The sequence below is a fragment of the Porifericola rhodea genome, assembly GCF_030506305.1.
Lineage (GTDB): Bacteria > Bacteroidota > Bacteroidia > Cytophagales > Cyclobacteriaceae > Catalinimonas > Catalinimonas rhodea.
This window is the reverse complement of sequence record NZ_CP119421.1, coordinates 532,812-558,278: the sequence shown is the minus strand read 5'-3', so window position 1 is coordinate 558,278 and position 25,467 is coordinate 532,812. Positions and strand designations below refer to the sequence as shown.

The 25,467-nt window shown below is 40.9% G+C and carries 23 protein-coding genes, 1 tRNA gene and 1 pseudogene; 19 read left to right on the top strand and 6 right to left on the bottom strand.

Annotated elements, in window-relative coordinates; translation table 11 throughout:
* Together PZB74_RS02500 and PZB74_RS02495 are read left to right on the top strand one after the other, a co-directional pair.
* Nucleotides 1-657, top strand: coding sequence for a hypothetical protein (locus tag PZB74_RS02500; RefSeq protein WP_302240497.1), 657 nt, complete (start codon nt 1-3; stop codon nt 655-657).
* Nucleotides 658-824: 167 nt separating this feature from the next.
* Nucleotides 825-906, top strand: a tRNA-Leu gene (locus PZB74_RS02495).
* Between the two features lie 194 nt (nt 907-1,100).
* On the opposite strand, the gene PZB74_RS02490 is transcribed toward PZB74_RS02495, so the two are convergent.
* Both PZB74_RS02490 and PZB74_RS22595 read right to left on the bottom strand, forming a co-directional pair.
* Complete coding sequence (locus tag PZB74_RS02490) at nt 1,101-1,445, bottom strand: hypothetical protein (protein WP_302240496.1); 345 nt, start codon at nt 1,443-1,445, stop codon at nt 1,101-1,103.
* 5 nt (nt 1,446-1,450) lie between these two features.
* Nucleotides 1,451-1,624, bottom strand: a pseudogene (locus PZB74_RS22595) (LLM class flavin-dependent oxidoreductase); the annotation flags it as partial.
* A gap of 193 nt (nt 1,625-1,817) precedes the next feature.
* Between PZB74_RS22595 and PZB74_RS02485 the strand changes: the two are divergent.
* A complete protein-coding gene (locus PZB74_RS02485; RefSeq protein WP_302240494.1) occupies nt 1,818-2,753 on the top strand; it encodes a metallophosphoesterase in 936 nt (311 codons plus the stop codon).
* Between the two features lie 75 nt (nt 2,754-2,828).
* On the opposite strand, the gene PZB74_RS02480 is transcribed toward PZB74_RS02485, so the two are convergent.
* Entirely contained in the window at nt 2,829-3,200 is a 372-nt protein-coding gene (locus PZB74_RS02480) for a hypothetical protein (protein ID WP_302240492.1), read from the bottom strand.
* A gap of 356 nt (nt 3,201-3,556) precedes the next feature.
* Between PZB74_RS02480 and PZB74_RS02475 the strand changes: the two genes are divergently transcribed.
* The 4 genes from PZB74_RS02475 to PZB74_RS02460 all read left to right on the top strand — a co-directional run bounded on the left by PZB74_RS02475 (nt 3,557) and on the right by PZB74_RS02460 (nt 9,155).
* Entirely contained in the window at nt 3,557-4,804 is a 1,248-nt protein-coding gene (locus PZB74_RS02475) for a putative porin (RefSeq protein WP_302240491.1), read from the top strand.
* An 18-nt stretch (nt 4,805-4,822) separates the two neighbouring features.
* Nucleotides 4,823-6,469: a BCCT family transporter gene (locus PZB74_RS02470; RefSeq protein WP_302240489.1), complete on the top strand. Its 1,647-nt coding sequence runs from the start codon at nt 4,823-4,825 to the stop codon at nt 6,467-6,469.
* A 52-nt stretch (nt 6,470-6,521) separates the two neighbouring features.
* A complete protein-coding gene (locus PZB74_RS02465) occupies nt 6,522-7,403 on the top strand; it encodes a universal stress protein (RefSeq protein ID WP_302240487.1) in 882 nt (293 codons plus the stop codon).
* Between the two features lie 189 nt (nt 7,404-7,592).
* Nucleotides 7,593-9,155, top strand: coding sequence for an NAD(P)/FAD-dependent oxidoreductase (locus PZB74_RS02460; RefSeq protein WP_302240485.1), 1,563 nt, complete (start codon nt 7,593-7,595; stop codon nt 9,153-9,155).
* A gap of 9 nt (nt 9,156-9,164) precedes the next feature.
* Here the strand turns inward: PZB74_RS02460 and PZB74_RS02455 are convergent, their stop codons facing one another.
* Nucleotides 9,165-9,965, bottom strand: coding sequence for an SDR family oxidoreductase (locus PZB74_RS02455; RefSeq protein WP_302240484.1), 801 nt, complete (start codon nt 9,963-9,965; stop codon nt 9,165-9,167).
* A 123-nt stretch (nt 9,966-10,088) separates the two neighbouring features.
* On the opposite strand from PZB74_RS02455, the gene PZB74_RS02450 reads away from it, so the two are divergent.
* Nucleotides 10,089-10,268 (top strand): hypothetical protein, encoded by a 180-nt coding sequence (locus PZB74_RS02450; protein ID WP_302240482.1) that lies wholly within the window; start codon nt 10,089-10,091, stop codon nt 10,266-10,268.
* Between the two features lie 354 nt (nt 10,269-10,622).
* Nucleotides 10,623-11,957, top strand: a complete 1,335-nt coding sequence (locus PZB74_RS02445; protein WP_302240480.1) for an MFS transporter — start codon at nt 10,623-10,625, stop codon at nt 11,955-11,957.
* Between the two features lie 32 nt (nt 11,958-11,989).
* Here the strand turns inward: PZB74_RS02445 and PZB74_RS02440 are convergent, their stop codons facing one another.
* A complete protein-coding gene (locus PZB74_RS02440) occupies nt 11,990-13,903 on the bottom strand; it encodes an ABC-F family ATP-binding cassette domain-containing protein (RefSeq protein WP_302240478.1) in 1,914 nt (637 codons plus the stop codon).
* A gap of 256 nt (nt 13,904-14,159) precedes the next feature.
* Nucleotides 14,160-14,633, bottom strand: a complete 474-nt coding sequence (locus PZB74_RS02435) for a DUF4199 family protein (protein ID WP_302240476.1) — start codon at nt 14,631-14,633, stop codon at nt 14,160-14,162.
* Nucleotides 14,634-14,971: 338 nt separating this feature from the next.
* On the opposite strand from PZB74_RS02435, the gene cmk reads away from it, so the two are divergent.
* The 10 genes from cmk to PZB74_RS02385 all read left to right on the top strand — a co-directional run bounded on the left by cmk (nt 14,972) and on the right by PZB74_RS02385 (nt 25,430).
* Complete coding sequence (cmk, locus tag PZB74_RS02430) at nt 14,972-15,652, top strand: (d)CMP kinase (RefSeq protein WP_302240475.1); 681 nt, start codon at nt 14,972-14,974, stop codon at nt 15,650-15,652.
* 52 nt (nt 15,653-15,704) lie between these two features.
* Complete coding sequence (locus tag PZB74_RS02425) at nt 15,705-16,607, top strand: 4-hydroxy-3-methylbut-2-enyl diphosphate reductase (protein ID WP_302240473.1); 903 nt, start codon at nt 15,705-15,707, stop codon at nt 16,605-16,607.
* A gap of 154 nt (nt 16,608-16,761) precedes the next feature.
* Nucleotides 16,762-18,129 (top strand): Na(+)-translocating NADH-quinone reductase subunit A, encoded by a 1,368-nt coding sequence (locus PZB74_RS02420; protein ID WP_302240442.1) that lies wholly within the window; start codon nt 16,762-16,764, stop codon nt 18,127-18,129.
* Nucleotides 18,130-18,146: 17 nt separating this feature from the next.
* A complete protein-coding gene (locus tag PZB74_RS02415; RefSeq protein WP_302240441.1) occupies nt 18,147-19,340 on the top strand; it encodes an NADH:ubiquinone reductase (Na(+)-transporting) subunit B in 1,194 nt (397 codons plus the stop codon).
* On the top strand, nt 19,327-20,100 hold the full coding sequence (gene nqrC, locus PZB74_RS02410) for an NADH:ubiquinone reductase (Na(+)-transporting) subunit C (RefSeq protein WP_302240440.1): 774 nt from the start codon (nt 19,327-19,329) through the stop codon (nt 20,098-20,100). The genes PZB74_RS02415 and nqrC overlap by 14 nt, the downstream gene beginning before the upstream one ends.
* A 26-nt stretch (nt 20,101-20,126) precedes the next feature.
* Entirely contained in the window at nt 20,127-20,798 is a 672-nt protein-coding gene (locus PZB74_RS02405; protein ID WP_302240438.1) for an NADH:ubiquinone reductase (Na(+)-transporting) subunit D, read from the top strand.
* Between the two features lie 21 nt (nt 20,799-20,819).
* Nucleotides 20,820-21,431 carry an NADH:ubiquinone reductase (Na(+)-transporting) subunit E gene (gene nqrE / locus PZB74_RS02400; RefSeq protein WP_302240437.1) on the top strand — a complete coding sequence of 204 codons (612 nt, stop codon included), beginning with the start codon at nt 20,820-20,822 and terminating at the stop codon, nt 21,429-21,431.
* Between the two features lie 79 nt (nt 21,432-21,510).
* Entirely contained in the window at nt 21,511-22,101 is a 591-nt protein-coding gene (locus tag PZB74_RS02395; protein WP_302240435.1) for a DUF502 domain-containing protein, read from the top strand.
* A gap of 53 nt (nt 22,102-22,154) precedes the next feature.
* The gene (gene guaA, locus PZB74_RS02390) at nt 22,155-23,693 is read left to right on the top strand and encodes a glutamine-hydrolyzing GMP synthase (RefSeq protein ID WP_302240434.1); all 1,539 of its coding nucleotides are present in this window, start codon (nt 22,155-22,157) and stop codon (nt 23,691-23,693) included.
* Nucleotides 23,694-23,756: 63 nt separating this feature from the next.
* Complete coding sequence (locus PZB74_RS02385) at nt 23,757-25,430, top strand: ABC transporter substrate-binding protein (protein ID WP_302240432.1); 1,674 nt, start codon at nt 23,757-23,759, stop codon at nt 25,428-25,430.
* The last annotated feature ends 37 nt before the right edge of the window (nt 25,431-25,467 follow it).

Sequence of the window (25,467 nt, the reverse complement as noted above, 5' to 3'; positions counted from 1 at the left end):
ATGTCCTTATCAGAAGATCTTAGTTTCTTACGATTCTTTCTTACGGAGCCTGTTTACTTAGTAAAGGAGCCTGAAGGACAGACACCTGCTAAAACTCAGGCCACCGTAAAGGAAGAAGATACTCCACAGACAGAGGAGCAACAAGGTGTTGAAGCATCTGTGTCTGAAGTGAAAGCCAAAACAGAAGATGATAGAAGACCGGAAGCGCAAACAGTTCAGGACAAGCCTGACAAGAAAGCTGAACTTAATCTTCCCGAATATGAAGGAGAGAACCAAAAAGGTATTCTGATACTGCATTTTAACAAAAGGCAGTCAGCCATGAAGAACCAGGACAAAGTCTTTCTTGGAAAGGTTATTAATGCAGTGAACTTAAATTTTAGAGATGTAGCCTTATGCAATTGGGCTCCTCTGGAAGTCAGTTTTGAGGCTCAGAAAAATGTATTTGAATCTTTGCAACAAATTAAGTCAGAGAAGATACTGGTATTTGGTGATTTGCCACTGGCATGGTCTTTAAGTCATTTCTTTCAACCTTATACTATTACCCAGGATGCTGAGGGCAGACAACTACTTCTGGCAGATGACCTACAAAGTATTGCTGCTGATCGGGAGCTTAAAGTGAAACTTTGGAGCTCGCTACAAAAATTGTTTAAGCAATAACTGCTTTTTGTTAAGGATTCTACTTCTTCACTATCAGTAAGTAAGCGTGGTATAGCGAATTACTGATGGTAATTAAAAAGAGTAATAAAACTATTTTGCTTGTTAACTTCGGAACTAAGTGCTTTCTTTGCACACCCTAACGGAAACGGTCGGTTTCCGCTTAATTTGCTGGAGTGGCGGAATTGGTAGACGCGCACGTTTCAGGGACGTGTGAGGTAACTCGTGCGGGTTCGACTCCCGCCTCTAGCACTGGATAAAGCCTGAACTTTCATTATAGAAGGTTCAGGCTTTTTTTTGCCCTATTTTAAAATTTGCCCTAGCTAAATTTAGGCAATACCTTATCACTTATCTGTCTCAGAGCTTCTGGAATATGTACCTCTGAGCGTCTCAGGTGTAAGGTCATATGGCTGACATCAGCAATCTCATAGCCCTTAAAACATCTGTTAGTTTATTGACTCCAACTGCGCTCCAAAACGATAGGCCACAAAATCCGCATTTTTATCTACTGGTAGGTTTAGCTGAAATGCTGTAATGTAGGGCTTATAAGGTTGATTCGTGTCGTAAAGACTATCACACCACTCTCTTCTTAGTATATTGGTTTTATCAACAGAACTAGGGTAATTAAAACCCGCATACATATGGCGAGCAAACCACTCCATGGGTTGCCCGACTTCTACCTGCCAATACAAATAGAATTTCCTGTTTCGGCCTCGAATAAATTTCAATCCCCTTTGGAAGGTGGGGTAATTCTTATCTAATACACTATCAGGTTTCCAGACCTCTTGCATTACTATTAGGTTTTTCTGAAAATTTCTGCTCTACTTTTAAAATCAATACCAAACAAAGGAAACTCAATAGGGCGGTCGCCTAGTCCGATTTCCCTTAGAGAGCGCCGCTCAGACAAGTTTTCAATAGTGGCTACAGTCTTTGACAGCTTAACCGGCTCGTGCAGGGGAAGAGCGATTGCGGCAGTACCTAGTAAATTTTTTTTTTGGCAGAGACAGCTAAATACTCTAAATAACTCATGGTATTAAACAGTTATGCGGCATCATTAATTAGGCAAGGAAATTGTTCAGGCATGATCAGCATATAAAAATTTACATGTTTGGCGCAGAGCCAAACTTTGAATACAAAAAGAGTAAAAAACTAAAATTATTGCTATGCTGGTAGCAGAACAGAAACAAACAGAAAGAAAACTCTGGAAAAACAATCGTAAAAAGCTGGAAGCTATTCGGTTTAATAGTCTGAGTGACTATGAGAAAAAGAAGGGCTATGCCAACAGACTAGACTATGTCTTACCTTTTCTTACCTGGGGCCTTAAAGTAAGTGGGGCCTACTATTTCGGGAAAAAGAACGCTCAAAAAGTAAAAGTAAAGCACTTTGAACTGGAGTTTGACAGACTACCTGCTGCTTTTGACGGATACAAAATTCTTCATCTGACAGATTTACATATTGATAGCCTACCCGGACTGGAGGAAGTTATCTGCCAGCAATTGCAAGGGTTAAACTATGATAGCTGTTTTATAACTGGTGATTATCGAATGAAGCTAATGGGAGAATATAATGATGAAGTATTAAGCCCATTGCGTGATATTATTGCCTGCATACAGCCCGAAGATGGTATTTATGCTACTTTGGGTAACCATGATACCTATGGCATAGTAGAGCCCCTGGAGGCAATGGGGGTAAGAGTGCTAACAAATGAGTCGGTACGACTACGCAAAGGATCCGAAAGTATTCTGCTCACGGGACTGGATGATCCTCATTTCTACTACACTCATCACGCATTATCAGCCCTAGATACTAAAGATGATGATTTTAAAATCGCGCTGGTCCATTCTCCTGAGTTAAGTTATGAGGCAGCAGAAAGAGGGTATGACTTTTACCTTTGTGGACATACCCACGCAGGGCAGGTTTGTTTGCCTTCTGGTATCCCCTTAATTACGCATTTAAAGAAAGCGAATGAGTTTTATAAAGGCTTTTGGAAAGCGGGTGAAATGCAGGGCTATACTAGTTCGGGTTGTGGAGTTTCCGGTATTCCAGTCAGGTTTAATACCGAGGGAGAGATTTGTCTTTTTACGCTAAAAAGGAAGTAAAGCTACGGCATGTGTAGCCGTGCAATTTATTTTAAGCAAAAGGCCGTTTCAATTATCTGGAACGGCCTTTTGTTTTTAGTTTTGAGAGAAGAATGAGCTTCGTGTATCTGTAAGCATCTTTTCATACCTTTCGGTAAGTTCTCTACCTCTACTTGGGTAAAGAGCCATCTGATACCTCCCCTGTAATACTTGCACCTGATCTGCATTAAGGTGGTCAACGCTTTTAGCTCTTTCAAAAGATTGTACACAGGCAAGATCATGGCTATTGAGGTTAGAGTACCATTCTACTTTTGCCCTCATAAGTTTATCGTTAAGCAGGCTTCTATGAAAATCGTCATGCAAGTCAACTTTGTAGGTAATAACTTTTAATGAACGGTCTAGCTGAAACAATATCCAAACGAAAGCAGCTGACAAAATGAATGCGGATAGTAAAGCTATATGTGTCATATCTTAGATATTTATTGTCTGTATTATGGGCTGTTAAATACTGTTATTGATTGATCATGATGCAATATAACTATTTTTATAATAAATGTAATATTTTCTATAAAATATGTTAAAAAAAATATAGTTAGCTTGTGGAATGGAGTTGTTCTCGGTTTAAATCAGGTACTTTTATAGCTATTTTTTAAGACAAGATCTACCGTATATCTAAATCACAGGCTAATTCTCTTACTGTTTCTTAGCAAAGGCATGTAGGTAGTTATGCCCTTTTTGGCAGGGTAATTTAAACAGTAGAGTACTAGCTGAGTTAAAGAATATGACAATTTAATCGTGCTTATCGTATTTTTTAACTTTTTATCATGAAAATAAAAGATGCAATTTTTTTGTCTTTTCTGCTTATAGCTACCTTATCCGCTGAAGCTCAAGACAAGACAAACTCCTCTAAAAAAGACAGCACCAACAGACCCGTAATTTTTTTGACTGGTAAACTTCATGAGACTACCTTTGACGTTATGGATATAGACACACTTGACGATGGTGACGATGATCCAATGTTTACAGTAGGGGGGGCTGTTCGGTTCAACTACTTTGTAAAAACCTGGAAAGGCCAATCCGACAATCAGGATAAGTTCGGAGATATGGCTTTTGACATCTTCAGGATTAATGTGTCTGGTCAGCATAAGGGTATAGTGCTTAATGCTGAATATCGTTTTTACAGTGATGCATTTGGTGGGGCCATGCCTCATAGTGCCTGGGCAGGGTATAATTTCAACGAAAGAGACCAGATTCAAATAGGTCTGCACCAGGTTCCTTTCGGCAATCAGACTTACAATTCCGACAACTGGTTTTTTAATGTAACCTACTATCTTGGCCTGGAAGATGACTACGATCTTGGGGTTAAATATAGCCACACCGGTGATAAGCTTAGCTACATACTAGCTTTCTACAAAAACTCGGAACTCCCCCCATCCGATGCAGGTCGTTACTCCTACGATTTTGTGGGTGATTTTGAAGAAACAAATCAGTTTAACGCTAAAGTCGTGTACAGTTTAACAGAAACTACTCGTATGGGTATTTCTGGTCAGTGGGGAGGTATCTACAATCCAAATGTAGATGAGAGCAATGGAAACCATCATGCGCTAGCATTGCACATGCGCGGAGACTATAACAATGTGGGGGTTAAACTTCAGGCTACCACTTTTGGCGCAGATATACCCAAAGACCAGAGTGCAAGTAGCGGAGAAACTTTAAGTGAGGATATTATTACAATGGGTGCCTACAATGCGCCATACAATGTGGCCTATGAGGGGCAAGTCTATACAGCTAGTTTTAGCTATAAAATTAAAGTGGACTGGGGGCCTATTTCTCGTTTGGTGGTGTATGACAACTACTCCTACTTTGATAAAACCAACGAGTCTTATGAAGACACCCAAATGAATGTATTAGGAACAATGGTTCAGGCGGGGCCAATCTACACCTATATAGATCTGGCAAGTGGCCTAAACCATTCGTGGCTCGGACCTAACTATGGTGATGCTCTAGGCAAAGGTGACCCTTCTGCCGAATGGCACACGCGCTTCAATATTAATTTTGGATACTATTTTTAGACCAGAAAATTATCAACAATGAGTGAGAATTTACAAGATACTGGCTTTCAGGATAAAGGTGATGACAAAGGAATCAATAAATACTTTGACATCCATGCTCCTGTTTTTTGGCCTGCTGCAATTATCACGGTCCTTTTTATTACAGTAACCTTAATCGTAGGTGACCCAATGGAGGAGGTCTTTACCTCTATTCAAACGGGCATTTCCGATTATGCGGGTTGGTTTTTTATTATATGTGTAAATGTTTTTTTGTTCTTCGTACTCTATCTCGCATTTAGCAAGACCGGTAGTATTCGCTTTGGTGGGCAGGATGCTGAGCCAGAATTTAGCACGCTGGCCTGGTTTTCTATGCTATTTAGTGCAGGTATGGGTATTGGTATACTCTTTTGGAGTGTTGCCGAACCTATGTATCACTTCCAAAGCCCTCCGTATGGTGAGGGGGGGACTGTTGAAGCTGCCAAGGTAGCTATGAATATGACCTTTTTGCACTGGGGGCTCCATGCCTGGGGTATTTATGCTTTGGTAGGTGCTGCGCTGGCGTTCTTTGCCTTTAACAAAAAAATGCCTTTGACTATCCGTTCAGTATTTTATCCGCTATTAGGCGAGCGGGTACATGGGCCTATTGGTAATATAATAGATGTTATAGCGGTGGTAGCAACATTGTTTGGACTGGCTACATCTTTAGGCTTTGGGGTACAGCAGGTTAATGCAGGCTTAGACTATCTGTTTGGAATAGAAGTCTCTGTAATGACTCAAGTGATTTTAATTATTGCTATTACCCTGGCTGCCACAGCTTCTGTCGTATTAGGAATTGACAAAGGTGTACGAGTACTGAGTGAACTTAATATAAGGATAGCTGGGCTTTTTCTAATTTTTATGATCATACTGGGGCCTACAATTTATATTTTTGATGGTTTTGTACAAAACACCGGTAACTATTTGCAGAGCATTCTGCGCCTTGGGTTCTGGACAGAAAACTACCAACAAACAGAGTGGCAAAATAGCTGGACTGTATTCTACTGGGCATGGTGGATCTCATGGTCACCATTTGTAGGAATGTTTATCGCGCGTATATCTCGCGGACGTACAGTGAAAGAATTTGTGCTCGGTGTATTAATTATTCCATCGCTTTTAACCTTTTTATGGTTATCAGCTTTTGGCGGATCAGGATTGTATGTAGAACTGGAAGGTATAGCCAACATTAGCGACTCTGTACAAGAAAATGTAGCCACCGCTCTGTTTGTTCTGATGGAGCAGTTTCCTGGTTCGTTTGTAACTTCTTTAGTAGGTGTAGTACTGGTTATATTTTTCTTTGTTACCTCTTCCGACTCAGGTTCTTTGGTAGTAGATAGTATCACATCTGGAGGTAAACTGGATGCTCCCGTGGGCCAACGTGTATTCTGGGCTAATGCGGAAGGAGCGGTAGCTGCCGTACTGTTATTGGGTGGAGGGCTTAGTGCTTTGCAGACAGCCGCTATTACCACTGGTTTGCCATTCGCTTTTGTGTTGCTTATCATGTGCTACAGTTTGTATAAAGGACTGCATCAGGAGTATCGCGAAGAAATTAAATTGGTAAAGGAAAAGGATAAAAAAGCCTACGAAAATGTAATTCGTAATCTGATTAAAAAGCAGAAGCAAAAAGAAAAAGAGGAAGTAGAGAAGTAAATTTTTTTGAACTTAAACCATTATGGATACACCAAAGAAACTGCTGGTTTGCATGGATTTGACGGAAACTGACGTAAGTCTTCTGAAATACACAGCATATTTATGTGAAGTTTTTCCGGTAAAAGATGTAATCCTTCTTCATAATGTATTGTTAGATGAACCTCCTAAAGAGCTTCAGGACCTATACCCTGAAACTTCTCAGCCCATAGACAAACTGATTAGAGGTGAAATTACGGATAACATCAGGGAGTACTTGCCAGGTATAGCAGCAGAAACCGACATCAAAATATTTCAGAATGAAACTACCAGCGAAATCATTAAATGGGTGAATGCTCAGGAGGTAGATGTTTCTATTCTGGGCAATAAGCCGGAAGGTGAAGGGCAGGGAATATTCTCCACTCGCTTTCTAAGACTGACAACTCAGGCGGTACTTCTGGTGCCAGAAAATGCACCTTTTCCAATAAGTAAAGTGCTATCGCCAGTAGATTTTTCTAAGAGTGCAATTCCTATTATCCGCTCGTCTACTGTGGTGAGCGAAGCTATTCCGGCAGAAATAAATTACCTGCATTTGTACTCGCTTCCGCCTCAGCATTTTCCTTATCTGCCACCAGATATGAACAAATTTCGTGAAGGCTATGTGCAGTATGGAAAAGAAGAGTTTAGGAAACTTAGAGAAAAAGCACTTGAGAAAGACGGTCAGGGAGAGTGCGAAATGAAGCTGATAGAAAGAGGTGATGTTGCTCACGAAATTTACCAATGGGCTCAGCGTCATAAGTCTGACCTGATTATTGCCGGAGCCAAAGGTAAAAACAATGCAGAAGTATTGATACTGGGGTCAGAGACCGAAAAGCTAACAACTATTGTAAAGGACATTCCCTTATTAATAGTGAAGAGAAAGGCTCACTACAGTTGGTTGGAGTCTTTTCTGGATTGATGTAAAAACGATAGATAAATATTAATTGACGGCTTGCTTAATAGTAAGCCGTTTTTTTATGCTCCAAGCTGAAAGTCCAATAACGAAAATCATACTTTTCTTCTACAAAATGCTGCATAATAACGAACTTGCAGATTCAAAATAGCATTGTTGGCTTAGGATTTCCATAGCCTCAGAACAGAAGAGCGTATGCAAGAAGAAATACAGTTACAGCTATCTCCGGAAGTAGCTGCTCAGGAAAGTATGCTAAAAAAAGCAGTTGCCAGAAAGATATCAGTTTCTAGCGAGGAGATTCGTCACGTACAGGTACTTAAGCGCTCTATTGATGCCCGCAGCCGAAAAGTTAAAGTCAACCTCAAAGTAAAGGCTTATGTGCGTGAAGACTTTAAAGAGAATAATGTGTTAATGCCTGACTACCCGGATGTAAGTCATGCCCCAGCGGTGGTGGTTGTAGGAGCAGGACCCGCAGGTTTGTTTGCTGCATTACGCCTCATCGAGAAAGGTCTTAAGCCTATAGTGCTGGAAAGAGGTAAGGATGTAAAGAACCGACGCCGTGATCTTGCCGCCATTACACGTGCCCATATTGTAAACGAAGATTCAAATTACTGCTTTGGCGAAGGCGGAGCTGGCACTTATTCTGACGGAAAGCTTTATACCCGTTCTAAGAAAAGAGGAGATGTACACCGTATTCTGGAACTGCTGGTAGCGCATGGTGCTTCAGAAGAAATTATGGTTGATGCGCACCCACACATCGGTACCAATAAGCTACCCCAAATCGTAACTGCTATCCGTGAGACAATCATCAGGCAGGGAGGAGAAGTACGTTTTGATACTAAGCTGACAGATATTCTGCTAAAGGGAAAGATTATAGCAGGAGTAAAAACACAGAATGGTGAGCAGATTGACGCGCGTCATGTTATTCTGGCTACTGGCCACTCAGCAAGGGATATTTTCGAGCTGCTGCACCACAGAGGTATTTTAATAGAAGCGAAACCTTTTGCCCTGGGAGTAAGAGTGGAGCATAGTCAGCACCTTATTGATCAGATACAATACAGTTGCGATGCCAGAGGAGAGTATCTGCCTCCGGCACCCTACAGCATAGTACGTCAGGTAAAGGGTAGGGGTGTTTATTCCTTTTGTATGTGCCCTGGAGGCATTATTGCTCCCTGTGCTACTGCTCCCGGCGAAGTAGTTACTAATGGTTGGTCGCCCTCTAAAAGGAACCAGGCTACCTCAAACTCCGGAATAGTAGTGGAACTTAAAGCAGAAGACTTTTCTTCCTTTAAAGATAAAGGGCCTCTGGCTGGTGTCGCTTTTCAAAAGAGTATTGAGCAAAAAGCATGGGTTCTGGCAGGCAAGACACAGAAGGTACCGGCACAGCGACTGGTAGATTTTACTAAAGGTAGGGTTTCTAAAGACATTCCGCTTACTTCTTACATACCAGGCACTAGCTCAGTAGATCTGGCTGAGGTACTACCGCCATTTGTATATAAAAGTTTACAGCAGGGCTTCCGGATGTTCGGTAAAGCCATGAGAGGCTACATGACAAACGAAGCAGTAGTGCATGCTCCCGAGTCACGTACATCTTCTCCCGTCCGTATTCCCAGAAACCCTAAAACCCTGGAGCATATACATATTCGAGGTTTATATCCTTGTGGCGAAGGTGCAGGCTATGCAGGCGGCATTATTTCAGCCGCCATTGATGGGGAAAAATGCGCGGAACAATGTGCATTAAGCTTTGCACAGGCCTAAGAGACTTAATTAACCATTACCAATGAAGCCTGGGTATAAAGTCATGCCACCATCTACATAGAGCGTATGACCTGTTACATAGTCAGACTCATCAGAAGCCAGCCATACCACGGCATTGCTTACGTCTTCAGGTTCTCCCAGGCGAGAGATGGGTATCAGCTTTTCCAGTTCTTTGCGCTGCAGTTCATCTTTCCACACGTCTTCGTTAATCGGTGTTTTAATGGCGCCGGGGCTTAATGCATTAACTCTAATTTTGTATTGGGCTAGTTCTTGTGCCATAGTTTTCATCAGCATCATTACTCCACCTTTTGCCGCAGCATAATTGATATGGCCCGCCCAGGGGATAATATCGTGCACTGAGCTCATGCAGATAATCTTACCTGCTGATTTTGACAAACCTTCTACCACGCCTCTGCTCTGAAAAGCTTTGGCGGCACGCTGTGCGCATAAAAATTGCCCCCCCAGGTTAATAGAGAGAACTTTTTGCCAGTCCTCATAGCTCATATCCAAAAAAGCAGCATCTTTCTGTATCCCTGCGTTGGTAACCAATATGTCTATAGCACCAAAACGTTTCATAAACTGATCAAACATCTGGTCTACACTTTCCGGGTCGCTCACGTCTGCCTGTATACTTATGCCTTCACTGCCAGCTGCCTCAACCTGCTTAAGGGTTTCTTCCGCTCCTTCGCTATTACTAGAGTAGTTAATGCCAACTTTTGCTCCTTCTTTAGCCATAGCAATGGCAATATCCTGGCCTATTCCGGAACTAGCCCCGGTAATTAATGCTACTTGTCCTTTCAGTCTTTGCATATGTTAAAAAGTAAATGTCTTGTCTTCTAAATAATTATAAAAAATAAGTTACTGGCTCTCATTGTTAACAATGAACAAATGAGGCTGTTTTATTTATCAAGACTATAACTCAACTTTTTATATATGAAAGATTTTTTAGGTGTATTTGTCCTTTTGATATTGGTATTTGGGTCTATGGCACTGTTTATATATCTGATGTTTTATCTGGATTACTTATGGTTTGCTATACTACAGATTATTCTTTCCACAGCAATCATACTTTTTTGTATCAAATATTTTCGTTCTCACCGCCTGAGGAAGTAGGCCATTAGTAGGTATTAATAATCGTGAGAGCTTATATTCTTATTGCATTACCTTAACCTTTAGTTGCTTTTCTTATACTCAAAACGTATACGTATGAGCAGGGCTAGCTTTTTGTAAATTTAAGTTAGTTAACGAACTAGAAAAGAGCATGCTTATTTGCCTGAAGCATGGTTAAAAGCAGTTTACTTTATTTAAAAATGATATTTTACTGACAAAGTTCAGGCTTATACTGTAAGTGAATCAAACAAGTGCATACTACTCATGTTAGTCTGAAAGCTATTTCCAAATGCTGTAAGTTGAGCAAGATTACTTCTCTTCTGCCTATAGCCATTAATATTAACACCTTCCTTAAGTATGGATATTGCAAATGACAAGACTGCTCAAAAGCCCTCCCTCAGCTTCTGGCAGATATGGAATATGAATTTTGGGTTTCTGGGTATACAGTTTGGTTTTGCCCTGCAGAATGCTAACGCCAGCCGAATATTTGAAACTTTAGGTGCCAGCAAAGATGAAATCCCTATTTTATGGCTGGCTGCTCCAACTACAGGACTCTTGGTACAGCCTATTATTGGGTACTTTAGTGACCGTACCTGGCATCCTCGCCTGGGGAGAAGAAGACCATATTTTCTGATTGGAGCCATCCTGGCTAGCATAGCTCTAATCTGGATGCCTAACTCTCCGGTTTTGTGGGTTGCAGCAGGTATGCTGTGGATTATGGATGCGTCCATAAATATCTCTATGGAACCTTTTCGCGCTCTGGTCGCGGATATGCTGCCATCAATACAAAGGACTACCGGCTTTGCCGTGCAGACCTTTTTTATAGGAGTGGGCGCTGTAGTAGCTTCTGCATTACCCTATATGCTTACTGAGTGGCTAGGTGTTGGCAATACTGCGGCCCCTGGTAAAATTCCTGAGTCAGTAAAAATTTCATTTTATCTGGGGGCATTTGCTTTTTTCTCAGCAGTACTGTGGTCCGTGCTCAAAACTAAAGAGTATCCTCCTGAGGAATTTGTTCAGTACAATGGAGGTGAAGAAAACGAAGAACAGGACCACGGAATAAGGCAGATTTTTATTGATTTTGCGAAAATGCCTAAGACCATGGTGCAGTTGGCAATTGTACAGTTCTTTACCTGGTTTGCGCTTTTCTGTATGTGGCTTTATACTACAGCAGCTGTTACTGAGCACGTATACGGCACTACCGATCCTAGTTCTGAACTATACAATGAAGGTGCAAACTGGGTAGGAATCTGCTTTGCTGTTTACAATGGCTTTTCGGCAGTATTGGCATTTCTGCTTCCAAAACTGGCACTTAAAATGGGGCGAAAAAGAGTACATACTGTAGCCCTGATTGTAGGAGGCGGAAGTTTGCTTTCAGTTTATCTGGTTGCTGACCCACAACTTTTATTGCTGAGTATGTTAGGAGTAGGTCTAGCCTGGGCAAGTATACTTACCATGCCTTATGCCATACTGGCTGGTTCTTTGCCAGCTTCTAAAATGGGTATATATATGGGTATCTTTAATTTTTTTATAGTGATACCCCAAATTATCGCATCCAGCACATTAGGGTTTATCTCCCGTACCTTCTTTAACAACCAGGGGATTTATGTGCTTATGCTAGGAGGAGTGGCGCTAATAGTGGCAGGTTTGCTAGTCAGCTTTGTTGATGATGTAGATGATGTTATAGAGTAGTTTAGGCAAACATCCCAAACTACTTTAAGTGTTTAATCACCAATAATTTCTGCCAGCTCCAGCCAACGGTCTGATTTCTCATCAATAGCTTTGCTTACCGCTTCCAGTTTTTGAGAGACCTCGGTTAGCACCTGATGGTCTGGGTTAGCTGAGGATGATAGCTCGTTAAGCTCAGCTGTAAGGCTATCTTTTTCCTCCTCTAGCTTGGCTATTTCCTCTTCTAGGAGTGCATATTCTCTTTTTTCCTTGTAAGAGGCTTTACGCGGCTTGTCGGTACTGCTGCTTGTAGTAGGAGGGGTGGCTTTCTTTTCTTTTTTGGGTGTGTTTTTCTTTTCACCACTTTGTTTTTCTTCCTCTATCTGATCTCTGTAGTCGGTGTAGTTACCAGGGAAATCTTTGATATACCCGTCATGCTCATTAAACACAAAAATATGCTCGACCAACCTGTCCATAAAGTAGCGGTCGTGAGAGACCAGCAGTAAGCAACCCTCAAATTGGAACAGAAAATCTTCCAACACATTTAAGGTCATCAGATCAAGGTCGTTAGTAGGCTCATCTAGTATCAAAAAGTTAGGGTTTTTCATAAGCACCCTAAGTAGCTGGAGCCTTCTTTTCTCTCCACCACTAAGGTTTTTAACCTTATTGTAATGCATATCTGGTGGAAACATAAAGTGTTGTAGAAACTGAGAGGCCGTAATAAAATTACCTTTTGATATTTCTACCATTTCTGCCACTTCTTTTACTACATCTATCACCCGCTGCTCATCATTAAAGCTGATCTCGTGCTGAGTGTAGTAGCCAAATACGGTGTTTTGACCAGGGTCTATTTCTCCGCGGTCGGCTTCAAGTTGCCCGGTAAGTATATTTAGAAAAGTAGTTTTTCCTGAGCCATTTTTACCAATTACCCCTATGCGATCGCTTCGCTTAAAGGTATAAGAAAAATTACGAATGATATTTTTATCGCCATAAGCCTTATCTATATGTGAAAGCTCTAATATTTTCTTTCCCTGTCTGCGCCCTTTTAGCCCAAGCTCCATATTTCTTTCTTCCACCTTTTGGTTAGCCGTATCCTTAAGGTCATAAAAAGCTTCCACTCTATATTTTGCTTTGGTGCCTCTGGCTTTAGGTTGCCGACGCATCCAGTCTAACTCTTTACGCATCAGGTTTTGAGCTTTGTCAATTGTAGCCTGCTGTTGCGCCATGCGTTCACTCTTTTTTTCCAGAAAGTAGCTATAGCTACCTTTGTAGCGAAATACCTGCCCCTGATCCAGTTCTATAATTTCGTTGGTAACTCTTTCCAGAAAGTAGCGGTCGTGAGTCACCAGTAATAATGACATCTTTTGAGATGACAGATAGTTCTCCAGCCACTCAATGGTATCCAGATCTAGGTGGTTGGTAGGCTCATCCAGTATCAGCAAGTCTGGTCTCTCAATAAGTGCACGGGCTAGTGCCACTCTTTTACGCTGCCCGCCAGAAAGTTTGCTAACCGCCTGGTCAAGCTGGTACAAACCTAACTGCCCTAGAATCTGCTCAATCTGATGTTCGTAGTCCCAGGCGTTTAAACTATCTACCTGGCTCATCAGGCTCTGAAGTTTTTCAGAAGAAGGGTTAAGCTGAAGTTCCTGACGGTACTCTCTTAAAATTTGAAGCACGTCATTTTCACTCTCATAGATGGCAGAGAGAACAGTAGCCTGTTCGTCAAACTGAGGCTGCTGTTCGGCAAAGGCAATTCGTACATCTTTACTCAGAGCTACCTGCCCAGAGTCCTGAACCTCTTGCCCTGCTATAATTTTCAGCAAAGTGGATTTTCCCGTACCATTTACGCCGACTAATGCTACCTTCTGCCCCTGCTCAATACCAAAAGAAATATTTTTAAAGAGAAATTTTTCTTTTCCTTCAGCGGTAAGGTAATGTTTACTTAAAGACTCTACTGATATGTGGATCATATGAGGATGAACAAAAATTGTGATGCAAGATAGGTATATAAACAAAAAAAAAGTGAACCTAAAAGGATCACTTTTTTCACTACTAATACAACAACCTAAAACTACTCAATCAAAACTTCATGGTCTTGCGACCTAATATATCTTTAATATTTTTATCTCTCTTTATGTTCTTTATCAATAAACACGCAATTCTACATTAAAGGTTTCAGAAAAACGACAAATTTTATGAAAAAAATTTAATCTAACATTTTTTCCTTTAATCACCATGAGGAGAAACGAAGTGACTTACCTTATAGTATTGCATAATAGCAAAACTTGCGATAAATCCTGATGCTACTCCTTCAATCATGATAGCGATAGTTACCAAAAGTGGCGTGAGATGAACACCAAAGGGTTCATTTTCTCTAATCACTGTCATAAATGCCGGGTCAACCACTGTTATATACAACAGAAATAAAGTTGCAAAAGTAAACACTCCAACAACAGAAGTCAATAAGCCAAGGCCAACTCCTTTCAAATATGTTAAGTGAATGCCTTTTAATTTCTTATACCTATCAATAGCCATAAGAATAAAGCTTGACAAAATCACAAGGTTAAACACTCTTAACTCCAGATTTTGTTCCAAATTAATGGCTTTCATTAACAAAAAATATCCTGCTAACGCAAAAGCCATCAGCACACCATATCTAACACCGATACGCTCAACATTGTTTTTGGATAAAGTTTCCATAAGCTTATGATGTTTGGCCATGAACAAATACGCAACATGCTGACTCTCAACATTGTTTACTAAAAATACATAAACTTTTAATAAAAGTATAGTGCAATAAAATTTGAATCCTGAAGTAAGATGATTAGTGTAGTCGTAGATTATTTACGAATACAAATTCGTTTATTTGCCAAAAATGATATGAGCTTATGATTGGGTGGAAAAAAATTAGGTTATCAATACTATGCGTTATACTTTTGATCGGCCTGTTGGGTGGATGCGCCACTCAAAAGGCAAGAAAAATACCGAAGAAAGGACCCATTCCTTGTCCTATCAAAGACTGTTAACTACACTGCAATATGCAGGATATAATCATAGCCTTAGATGGCTACTCCGGTTGCGGTAAAAGCTCTACTGCAAAAGCAGTAGCACATACACTTCAATACACCTACCTGGACTCAGGAGCTATGTACCGGGCAGTTACACTGTACTTCCTACGCAAGCGTGTTAATATTGATAGCTCCGTAGAGGTAAAAAAAGCCTTACAGGATATTCAGATTCACTTTTCCAGAAGCCAGGATAAGCAGAAAAATGAAACTTATTTAAACGGTGAAAATGTTGAAGAGGAGATCAGAAAAATGGAAGTTTCTGAGCATGTAAGTGCGATAAGTGCTATAGCAGAAGTTAGGCAGCAAATGGTGAAGCAACAGCGTGCTTTAGGTCAGGATAAACGTGTGGTAATGGATGGCAGGGATATTGGCAGTAATGTCTTTCCGGATGCTGAGCTCAAAATATTTATGACGGCAGATATAAGAGTAAGAGCAGAGAGGCGACAGAAAGAACTGGCAGATAAAGGAGTAAAGGTAGAGGTGGAAGATATAGCACGAAACCTGCAAGAAAGAGACAGGATAGATAGTAGCCGTAGCCAAAACCCATTAGTAAAAACGGCAGATGCCATTGAGATAGATACCAGCAACCTTAATTTTGACGAACAGGTAGCTGAAGTTGTAAAGCTTGCAAAGGAAAAAATTAACGCCTAGGCTTTTATCTATTTACAGCGATTTTAAAAAACTAACTAAGTGTATTCTTCCTATGGAAGTAACGATTGATAGTAATTCAGGTTATTGTTTCGGTGTTGAGTTTGCCATACAGATGGCTGAAGATGAGATGACAGATGGTAATACACTGTATTGCCTTGGAGATATTGTTCATAATGATATGGAAGTAAAGCGCCTGCACGACAAGGGGCTACGTATCATTACCAGAGAGGATCTCTCCAACGTTTCAGATTGTAAAGTACTGATACGTGCCCACGGAGAGCCCCCTGAAACCTACCAGACAGCCCTTGAAAACAACATAGAACTTATTGACGCCTCTTGCCCGGTGGTACTGAAACTTCAGAACAGGGTAAAGAATGCTTACGATCAAATGCTGGAAAAAGATGGCCAGATTGTAATCTATGGACAGCCCGGCCATGCCGAAATTATTGGACTTACCGGTCAAACCGGCGGAAAGGCTATCATTATTTTAAATGATGAAGACCTGGAAAAAATTGACTTTAACCGCCCGGTTACACTGTTCAGCCAAACTACCAAAAGTACCAAAGGCTTCTACCGTATTAAAGGGATGATAGAAGAGCGTATGCAGGAAGCATCCGGCCAGGATCTTAAAACAATAGCTTTTAATGCCAACGACAGTATTTGCCGTCAGGTATCTAATCGCGAGCCTCAACTACAGCGATTTTCTAAAGAGCAGGACGTAATCGTTTTTGTAAGCAGTAAAAAGAGCTCTAACGGTAAGGCGCTATATAGTGTGTGTAAATCAGAAAATGAAAGAAGCTACTTTATCGCTAATGAAGAAGAGCTACAGCCCGAATGGTTTGAGGGAGCTCAGAGTGTGGGTGTATGCGGCGCTACCTCTACACCTATGTGGCTGATGGAGAACGTAGCCAGCGCTATAAGAAACATAGGAGAGAACTGTGTGGCTTCTGTATGAGCAGTAAGTTCTGAAAGAATAACAAAGGCTATATATTGAATCTGCTGCATGAATCAGAAGTAACTGAGAAAAATTAAGGTTATTAGCTGATTTTGATTATTTTTGCAGCGTTTTTCCAAAGGAAACGATCATTAAACCTTATTTGCAACGGTAAATGTCTCAGCACATCAAACTTAAAAAAGGATTCAACATCAATCTTGCAGGTAAACCGCAAAAAGTAGTTGGCGAATCTGACAGATCAGAAACTTTTGCTATCAAACCCACGGATTTTCCTGGTATAATCCGTCCTAAAGTAACAGTACGTGAAGGAGATATTGTTAAAGCAGGGACTCCGGTTCTCTTTGACAAGAAAATGGATCAGGTAATGTACTGTGCTCCGGTGAGTGGCGAAGTCGTAGAAATCGTAAGAGGAGAAAAACGTAAGCTACTGGCGATCAAAATACTTGCTGATAAAGAAGTTGTGTACGAGCAGCATAAAGAGCACTCGTCTACCGAAATTTCTGGTATCAGCCGTGAAGAAGCACAGGAGGTAATGTTGAAGAGTGGTGTTTGGCCGCAGATAATTCAGCGTCCTTATGGTATCGTCGCTAACCCCGAAGATACCCCTAAAGCAATTTTTGTCTCCACCTTTGATACTCATCCTCTGGCTCCTGACTACGATGTGTTGTTAAAGAACCAGGCTAGCTACTTTGAGGCTGGTGTGGAAGTACTGAAAAAATTTACCTCAGGTAAGGTTAATTTAGGAGTAAATGCCGATGCGGAAGTTTCTCCTATTTTCTCTAACGCTAAGGGAGTTCAGGTAAACAAATTCTCTGGTCCACACCCTGCTGGTAATGTGGGAGTACACATTCATCATATAGACCCTATCGGAAAAGGTGATTTGGTCTGGACTATTGACCCTTATGGTGTAGTGCAACTGGGTAAACTCTTCCTAAAAGGGGTGTACGATGCCTCAAAAGTGATAGCGCTTACTGGTTCAGAAGTAAAAGAGCCGCAATACTATACTACTTATCAGGGAGCCTGCATAGACAAATTAGTGGATAATAGAATTAAGCAGGATCACGTCAGATACATTTCTGGTAACGTACTCACTGGCGAAAAAATAGATAAAAAAGGTTATCTCGGATTTTATCACCATCAGCTTACAGTAATACCTGAAGGCGATCAGTACGAGTTTTTAGGGTGGCTTAAGCCTACCACCAGCAAGTTAAGCTTTCACAGAGCATTAGGATTACTATCATTCCTTAATCCTAAAAAAGAATTTGTGCTTACTACCAATACATTAGGGGAAGAAAGGGCATTTGTTCAAACCGGTGCTTTTGAAAAGGTCGTACCTATGGATATTCTTCCGGAATTTTTATTGAAAGCCATTATGGCAGAAGACTACGACGACATGGAAGCACTCGGTATATACGAAGTGGTAGAAGAAGACCTGGCGCTGTGTGAATTTATTGATGTATCCAAGCACGATATTCAGGCCATTATTCGTGATGGAATTAACTTGATTAAGGCTACTACATAAATATTGTAAAGGTATATATGAAAGCGATAAGAGACATTTTGGACAAACAGAAGCCACTTTTTGAAAAAGGTGGTAAGTTTGAGAAGTTCTATTACCTCTTTGAGGCTAATGAGACCTTCTTATTTCAGCCTAATGAGACTACCCCAGCTAAGGGAGCACAGGTGCGTGACGCAAATAACCTGAAGAGGTTAATGATTACTGTGGTAGTGGCCATGATTCCCTGCTTATTATTTGGGATATATAATGTAGGACACATGCATTTTCTAGCTACCGGACAAACTGCTGACCTGGGGCAGAAAATAGGTCTGGGACTTGTTGTGGTCCTTCCAGTGGTGTTAACTGCATATGTTGCGGGTGGTATTGTTGAAGTGATTTTTGCTGTCATTCGTCGTCACCCAATCAACGAAGGCTTCCTGGTAACAGGAATGCTTATTCCTTTGATTTTGCCTCCTACCATTCCGCTTTGGCAAGTAGCATTAGCTTCAGTTTTTGCAGTAGTAATTGCAAAAGAGGTATTTGGTGGTACAGGAATGAACGTGCTAAACGTAGCCATGACAGCCAGAGCATTCTTATATTTTGCTTATCCTTCTGATATGTCAGGAGATGTATGGTATTATTTAGGAGATTCTCAGTATGCTGATGGGTTTACTGGAGCTACTGCATTAGGTTTGGCCGCAGAAACTACTTTAGTAGATGGAACTCAGGAAGTAGCTGCTACATTAGCCTCTACCAACGACGGTTTGTTTAGCTTTTGGAATATGTTCGTAGGGTTTATTCCTGGTTCAATAGGAGAAACTTCTACCCTGATGGCTTTAGTAGGAGCAATTATCCTTATTGCTACCGGAGTAGGCAGCTGGAAAATTATTGTAAGTGTATTTGGTGGTGCATTAGGTTTGGGTTACTTACTTACCGCATTTGGTGCTAATGAGTTTATGATGATGCCTGCTCACTACCACTGGGTAATGGGTGGTTTAGCTTTTGGCGCAGTGTTTATGGCTACTGACCCGGTATCGGCAGCGCATACAGAATCAGGAAAATGGGTATATGGCGCTCTCATAGGAGTAATTACAGTAATTATTCGTGTGCTAAACCCTGCTTATCCTGAAGGAATTATGCTGGCAGTACTTTTTATGAATGTATTTGCCCCTCTTATTGACCATATAGTTGTTCAATCCAACAAAAAAAGAAGATTACAACGTGCGACAGTCTAACGCTTATATTATCATATTCTCCGCCGTGCTGACTATCATCCTCGGCGGATTGATCTCACTTGCCTCTGTAGGGCTTAAGCCTATGCAGGATATGCAGGTTGCTCTCGATACTCAGAAAAAAATCTTAGGAGCAGTTACAGACCTGGGACCTGAAGATGATGTGCCAGCTATTTATAGTGAGCGTGTAGAAACTTTAGTGGTAAATGCTGAAGGTGAAGAAGTAACAGAAGTTGAAGGGGAGCCTGTAATAGCAGAAAAGGTAAACGTAGCTTCTCAGTACGACAAAGCTCCGGAAGAGAGACTTTACCCTGTATACAAGTTTAAAGGCGAAAATGGAGAAGTAGTATCATACGTTCTTCCTATTTATGGTGCCGGACTGTGGGATGATATCTGGGGCTATATTGCATTGGAAAGTGATTTGGAAACAATAAGAGGTGTAGTTTTTGATCACGCTGGAGAAACTCCTGGCCTTGGAGCAAGAATCACAACCATTGAAGTTCAGGAAAGATTTAAGGGAAAGAAAATATACGATGACTTAGGGGAGTTAGTAGCTGTTAAGATGGTAAAAGGCGAAAGTGGAGACCCTAGCATTTATAACAATAACGAAGTGGATGGTATGTCAGGAGCAACCATTACTGCAGTAGGTGTAAATGATATGTTGAGAAACTACCTTTCTTACTATCAGCCTTACCTTGAAAAAGTAGGTAAAGGTAAGAATCTGGAAAAGCCTGAAGCAGAAGAGCAATACACTGACGTATAAAAATACTTTTTTAAAAAGCAGATATTATGAGCACAGAAGTAGCTGATAAACCAGTAAAACAGAAAGAGAAATCAGAACCCTTACTCTCCAAGAGAAGACGTAAATTCATAGGAGATCCCCTTAATGACGACAACCCCATAACCGTACAGGTATTAGGTATTTGTTCTGCGCTGGCTGTAACTACGCAGCTTAGCCCTACCTTAATTATGGCGGTGTCGGTGGTGTTCGTAATTGTTTTCTCAAACCTTATCATCTCTTTAATCAGAAATATGATACCCGGTAGGGTAAGGATTATCGTGCAGCTGGCGGTAATTGCTACCCTGGTAACCCTCGTAGACCAAGTGCTGAAAGCCTACTTCTATGATGCCTGGAAAACGCTAACGGTATTTATAGGCTTAATCATTACCAACTGTATTGTAATGGGTAGGTTAGAAGCTTTTGCTATGGGTAACAAACCATATGACTCAGTACTTGATGGTTTGGGTAGTGGGTTTGGATATGCCTGGGTAATCTTAGCTGTCGCTTTCTTTAGAGAGCTTTTCGGCTCAGGTTCACTCTTTGGTTTCAAAGTATTTGAAGCAATTGGTTTAGAAAACTTCCCTACCAATGGACTTATGGTTTCGCCAGTAGGTGCATTCATGATTTTGGGTATTATTATTTGGGTACAGCGTAGTCTTAGTGGTTACGTAGAACGATAAACGAGAAACTCTCCGATTACTATGGATCTTATAAACTTAGGAATTAAGGCAATCTTTATTGAAAACATGGTACTCGCCTATTTCTTAGGCATGTGCTCTTACCTTGCTGTATCTAAAAAAGTATCTACAGCTGTAGGTTTGGGTTCAGCGGTAGTATTCGTACTTACCATGACAGTGCCCATTAACTGGATCCTTCAAGAACTTGTATTGAAAGAAGGAGCCCTAACCTGGGCTGGAGAGCAGTTTGCCTCAGTAGACCTTAGCTTTTTGCGCTTTATTATGTTTATCGCGGTAATTGCAGCTATGGTACAGCTGGTAGAAATGTTAATTGAGAAGGTATCGCCTTCACTTTACGGAACATTGGGTATCTTTCTTCCACTAATTGCGGTAAACTGTGCAATCTTAGGTTCTTCACTCTTTATGGTGCAGAGAGATTACACTATCGCTGAAGCTGCCGTATTTGGCTTTGGCTCAGGTACTGGCTTTTTGCTAGCAATTGTAGCTCTTGCAGCTATCCGTGAAAGATTAAAGTACTCCAATGTACCTGATGGACTTAAAGGACTGGGAATTACCATGCTTATCACTGGGCTGATGGGTATTGCATTTCTATCCTTCGTGGGTATCTCTATCTAAGATAGACTAACAATATTGACTTTTATAAGAGGTTTTACATCATTGTAAGACCTTTTTTTATTTACCCATTATCAATACAATGAACCGCTTTGTCTCCTACTTTTTCCGAGGGTTACTTTTTGTAGTACCTATTGCCCTCACAATGTATATCATCATATTGGCGATATCCTGGCTGGATAGCCTGATTCCTTTTAAGGTACCCGGCTTAGGTATGCTTAGTATATTAGCTTTTATTACGTTAATCGGCTATCTGGCATCAACGCTTTTAGCAGGGCCAATTTTTAATTTGTTAGAAGAGGTATTAGTTAAAGTTCCTTTAATTAATATCATCTATTCTTCTCTCAAAGATTTAATATCGGCATTTGTAGGAGACAAGAAAAAATTTAATCAGCCTGTATTGGTCACTCTAAACCCTGAGTTTGTAGTGCAAAAGCCCGGTTTTATTACCCAGCAGGACTTAAGTCAACTGGGACTGGCAGATCAGGTAGCGGTATATCTTCCGCACTCGTACAACTTTTCAGGAAATTTATATATAGTACCTTCTAAATATGTGACGCCAATTACAGCGGCTTCAAGCGCGGATATTATGAAATTTATAGTTTCCGGAGGAGTTTCAGGCTTGCAGGAGGTGGAGCAGCGCCCTCCAAAGGATAACAAAAGCCTGCAATAAAGGAATACATAGTAGTAATTTAGGTTATAGGTAATTTATTATATTTTTGCCTCATGTCAGAAATGATTCTAATCGTCGATTTTGGTTCTCAGTATACGCAATTAATTGCTCGTAGAGTAAGAGAACTAAACGTGTATTGTGAGATACACCCATTCAATCACCTTCCATCTTTAGATAGCCTGGAAGCACAGGTCAAAGGTGTAATACTTTCAGGCAGCCCCTGCTCTGTAAAGGATGAAGATGCACCTCATATAGACTTGCAGGCATATCTGGGTAAGCTACCGGTGTTGGGTATCTGTTATGGGGCCCAACTGATCGCAGAGAAGCATGGTGGAGAAGTTCTACCTTCGCGCATACGGGAGTATGGCCGGGCTAAGTTGAGCAAAATAGATACGCATAAAGATTTGCTCAAGGAGCTCACACAAGATACTCAAGTGTGGATGTCGCATGGTGATACTATTAACAGTGTACCAGAAAGTTTAGAAGTGATTGCTAAGACGCCCACGGTAGCGGTGGCTGCGTTCAAAATTAAAGGGCAGGATAGTTACGGTATACAGTTTCACCCAGAGGTAACACATTCTGTAGAGGGTAAAACGGTGCTGAGAAACTTTGTAGTGCATATATGTAAGTGTGCTCAGGACTGGACACCAGATATTTTTGTAGAAACTACGGTAGCCAGCTTGCAGCAGGAAATTGGAAATGATAAGGTAGTACTTGGCTTGTCTGGAGGAGTAGACTCATCTGTGGCCGCAATGCTTTTACATAAAGCAATTGGTAAAAATCTGCATTGTATTTTTGTAGATAATGGCCTGCTGCGCAAAAACGAGTTTCAAGACGTATTAGCTTCTTACGAAGATATGGGGCTTAATGTAAGTGGTGTAGATGCTCATGAGCAGTTTTACCAAGCCTTAGCCGGTATTTCAGACCCTGAAGAAAAGCGTAAAGCCATAGGCCGTGTGTTTATTGAAGTTTTTGATGCGGAAGCGCATAAAATAAAAGAAGTGAAATGGCTGGGTCAGGGAACAATCTATCCCGATGTTATTGAATCAGTATCGGTAAAAGGACCTTCAGCTACTATCAAGTCGCACCATAATGTAGGTGGGTTACCCGAAAAGATGCACCTCAAGGTAATAGAGCCTCTTAAAACACTTTTTAAGGATGAGGTGAGAGAAGTGGGTAAAACCCTTGAAATTCCTCAAAACATTTTGCAAAGGCACCCTTTCCCGGGTCCAGGACTTGCCATTCGTATTCTGGGAGATATTACCGAGAAAAAGGTAAGGATATTGCAGGAGGTAGACCACATATTTATCAGTAAGCTTAAGGAAGAAAATCTCTACAACGATGTTTGGCAGGCAGGCGTTATTTTGTTGCCTATACAATCTGTAGGAGTTATGGGTGATGAAAGAACATATGAAGGTGTTGTCAGTTTAAGAGCAGTAACCAGTGTAGACGGTATGACTGCCGACTGGTGCCATTTACCTTATGAGTTCTTAAGTGATGTCTCTAACGAAATCATCAATAACGTAAAAGGGGTCAACAGAGTAGTATACGACATCAGCTCTAAGCCACCTGCTACTATTGAATGGGAGTAGTCATATATATTTATATTCTTTGATATGAAAAGCATAATGATCAGATGTATTTGCATTTTTTGCTTGTTGTCATTTTCTGTACAAGCGCAAACCAGTCAGGGAAATGCTTCCTTAAAAAGTCGTTATGAGCGTGCCAGACAGCTTTACCAGCAGGGAGAGTACGCTCAGGCGATTGAAATATTCAGACCGCTCAGCAGGCAGGAGCAGGCGAACCCTTACGTGGAGTACGCCTCCTACTATTTTGGAATGTCTGCGCTCAAGTCTGGAGATTATGATCTGGCAAAAAACATGTTCTTGCAGATCATTAGTAAACATCCTCGTTGGGATAAACTTAGTGAAGTCAACTACTGGCTGGCAAATGTCTACTTTCAAATGGGTGACTACAATCAGGCACTAAAACAGGTAGAGGAGATTAACAACAGTAGATTTAGCGCTAAGCTTAGTGAAGATCTGGAAGTGATGAAGGGCTTCTTTCTTGGGTTTGCCACTTCAGATGAGCTTAAGTCTTTGTTAAAAAGTTACCCTCAGGATAAAGTAATCGCTGAACAACTGGTTAGAAATATGTCTGGTATGCTTTATGACGAAGAGCAACAGGCATATATAGACTCGCTGGTACAGGCTTATGACATAGATGTTGCTGCACTAGGAGTAGTAAGCAAGGAGTCTTCTGTCAAAAAAAATGCTTATCAGGTAGCTGTACTCCTGCCTTTTTTATACAATGACTTAAATCCCGAAGCTCGGCAGCAGCGTAACCAGTTTGTACTTGATCTCTATAAGGGGATAAAAATGGGGGCTAAAGACCTTCAGGATGAGGGCATCAATGTTTATGTGCATGCTTATGATACCGAAAGAAGTGGAGCCAAAACCAGTGATCTGCTTAAAAGAGAAGAAATGGGGCAAATGGATGTTTTTATTGGTCCTCTGTATGCTGATCCTATCAAAGAGGTAGCTCAGTTTACAATGAACAACCAGAAATATATGTTCAATCCCTTATCTAGTAATCCTGCGGTGATAGGCGAAAATCCGTTCTCTTATCTAATGCGCCCCAGCCTGATTACGCAGGGCAAAAGAGCCGCTCAGTTTGCACTAGATTCGCTAGGTAAAAACCATGCAATTGTTATAACCAGCAAGTCTCCACAGGATTCGCTAAGGGTATCAAGTTTTGTGAACACTTTTGAGGAGCAAGGCGACCGTCAGGTAACTATTCTGGAAGAAGATAACTTCAATAGGGATAGAATTGGAGAGTTGGTAGAAATGCTGAATGAACTGGGAGAAGACAACCTAGTATATGTAGCTACTGAAAAGGAGCTTATCATTAGTAATACTATTAGTGCAATAGTAATGGCGGAAAACAGAGTGCCAGTTATTGGAAATGAAGAGTGGTTGGAGGTTAGCTCCCTAACATTTGAGCAACTGGAAAACTTTGAGGAATATCTTATCGCTCCTAGTTACATCAATCCTGAAAATGAAAAGTATGCTTCTTTCAAAGAGCGCTATCGTCAACAGTATTATGAGTTGCCTAACAAATATACTTACACAGGCTATGATCTAATAATGTACATTGGAAATATGCTTAATGAGTATGGGGTTTACTTCCAGGAGTTTTTTACTAAAGATGGTAAAGTCAGAAGCATTTTCTATTCTGGTTACGATTACTTCAATGCCAACGATAATCAGGCAGTACCTATCATAAAGTATGATAATGCTCAACTTAGAGAGGTTGATGTACGTCCATAATACTAAGTCATTAGTATTAATTTAAATTTTTAGATCT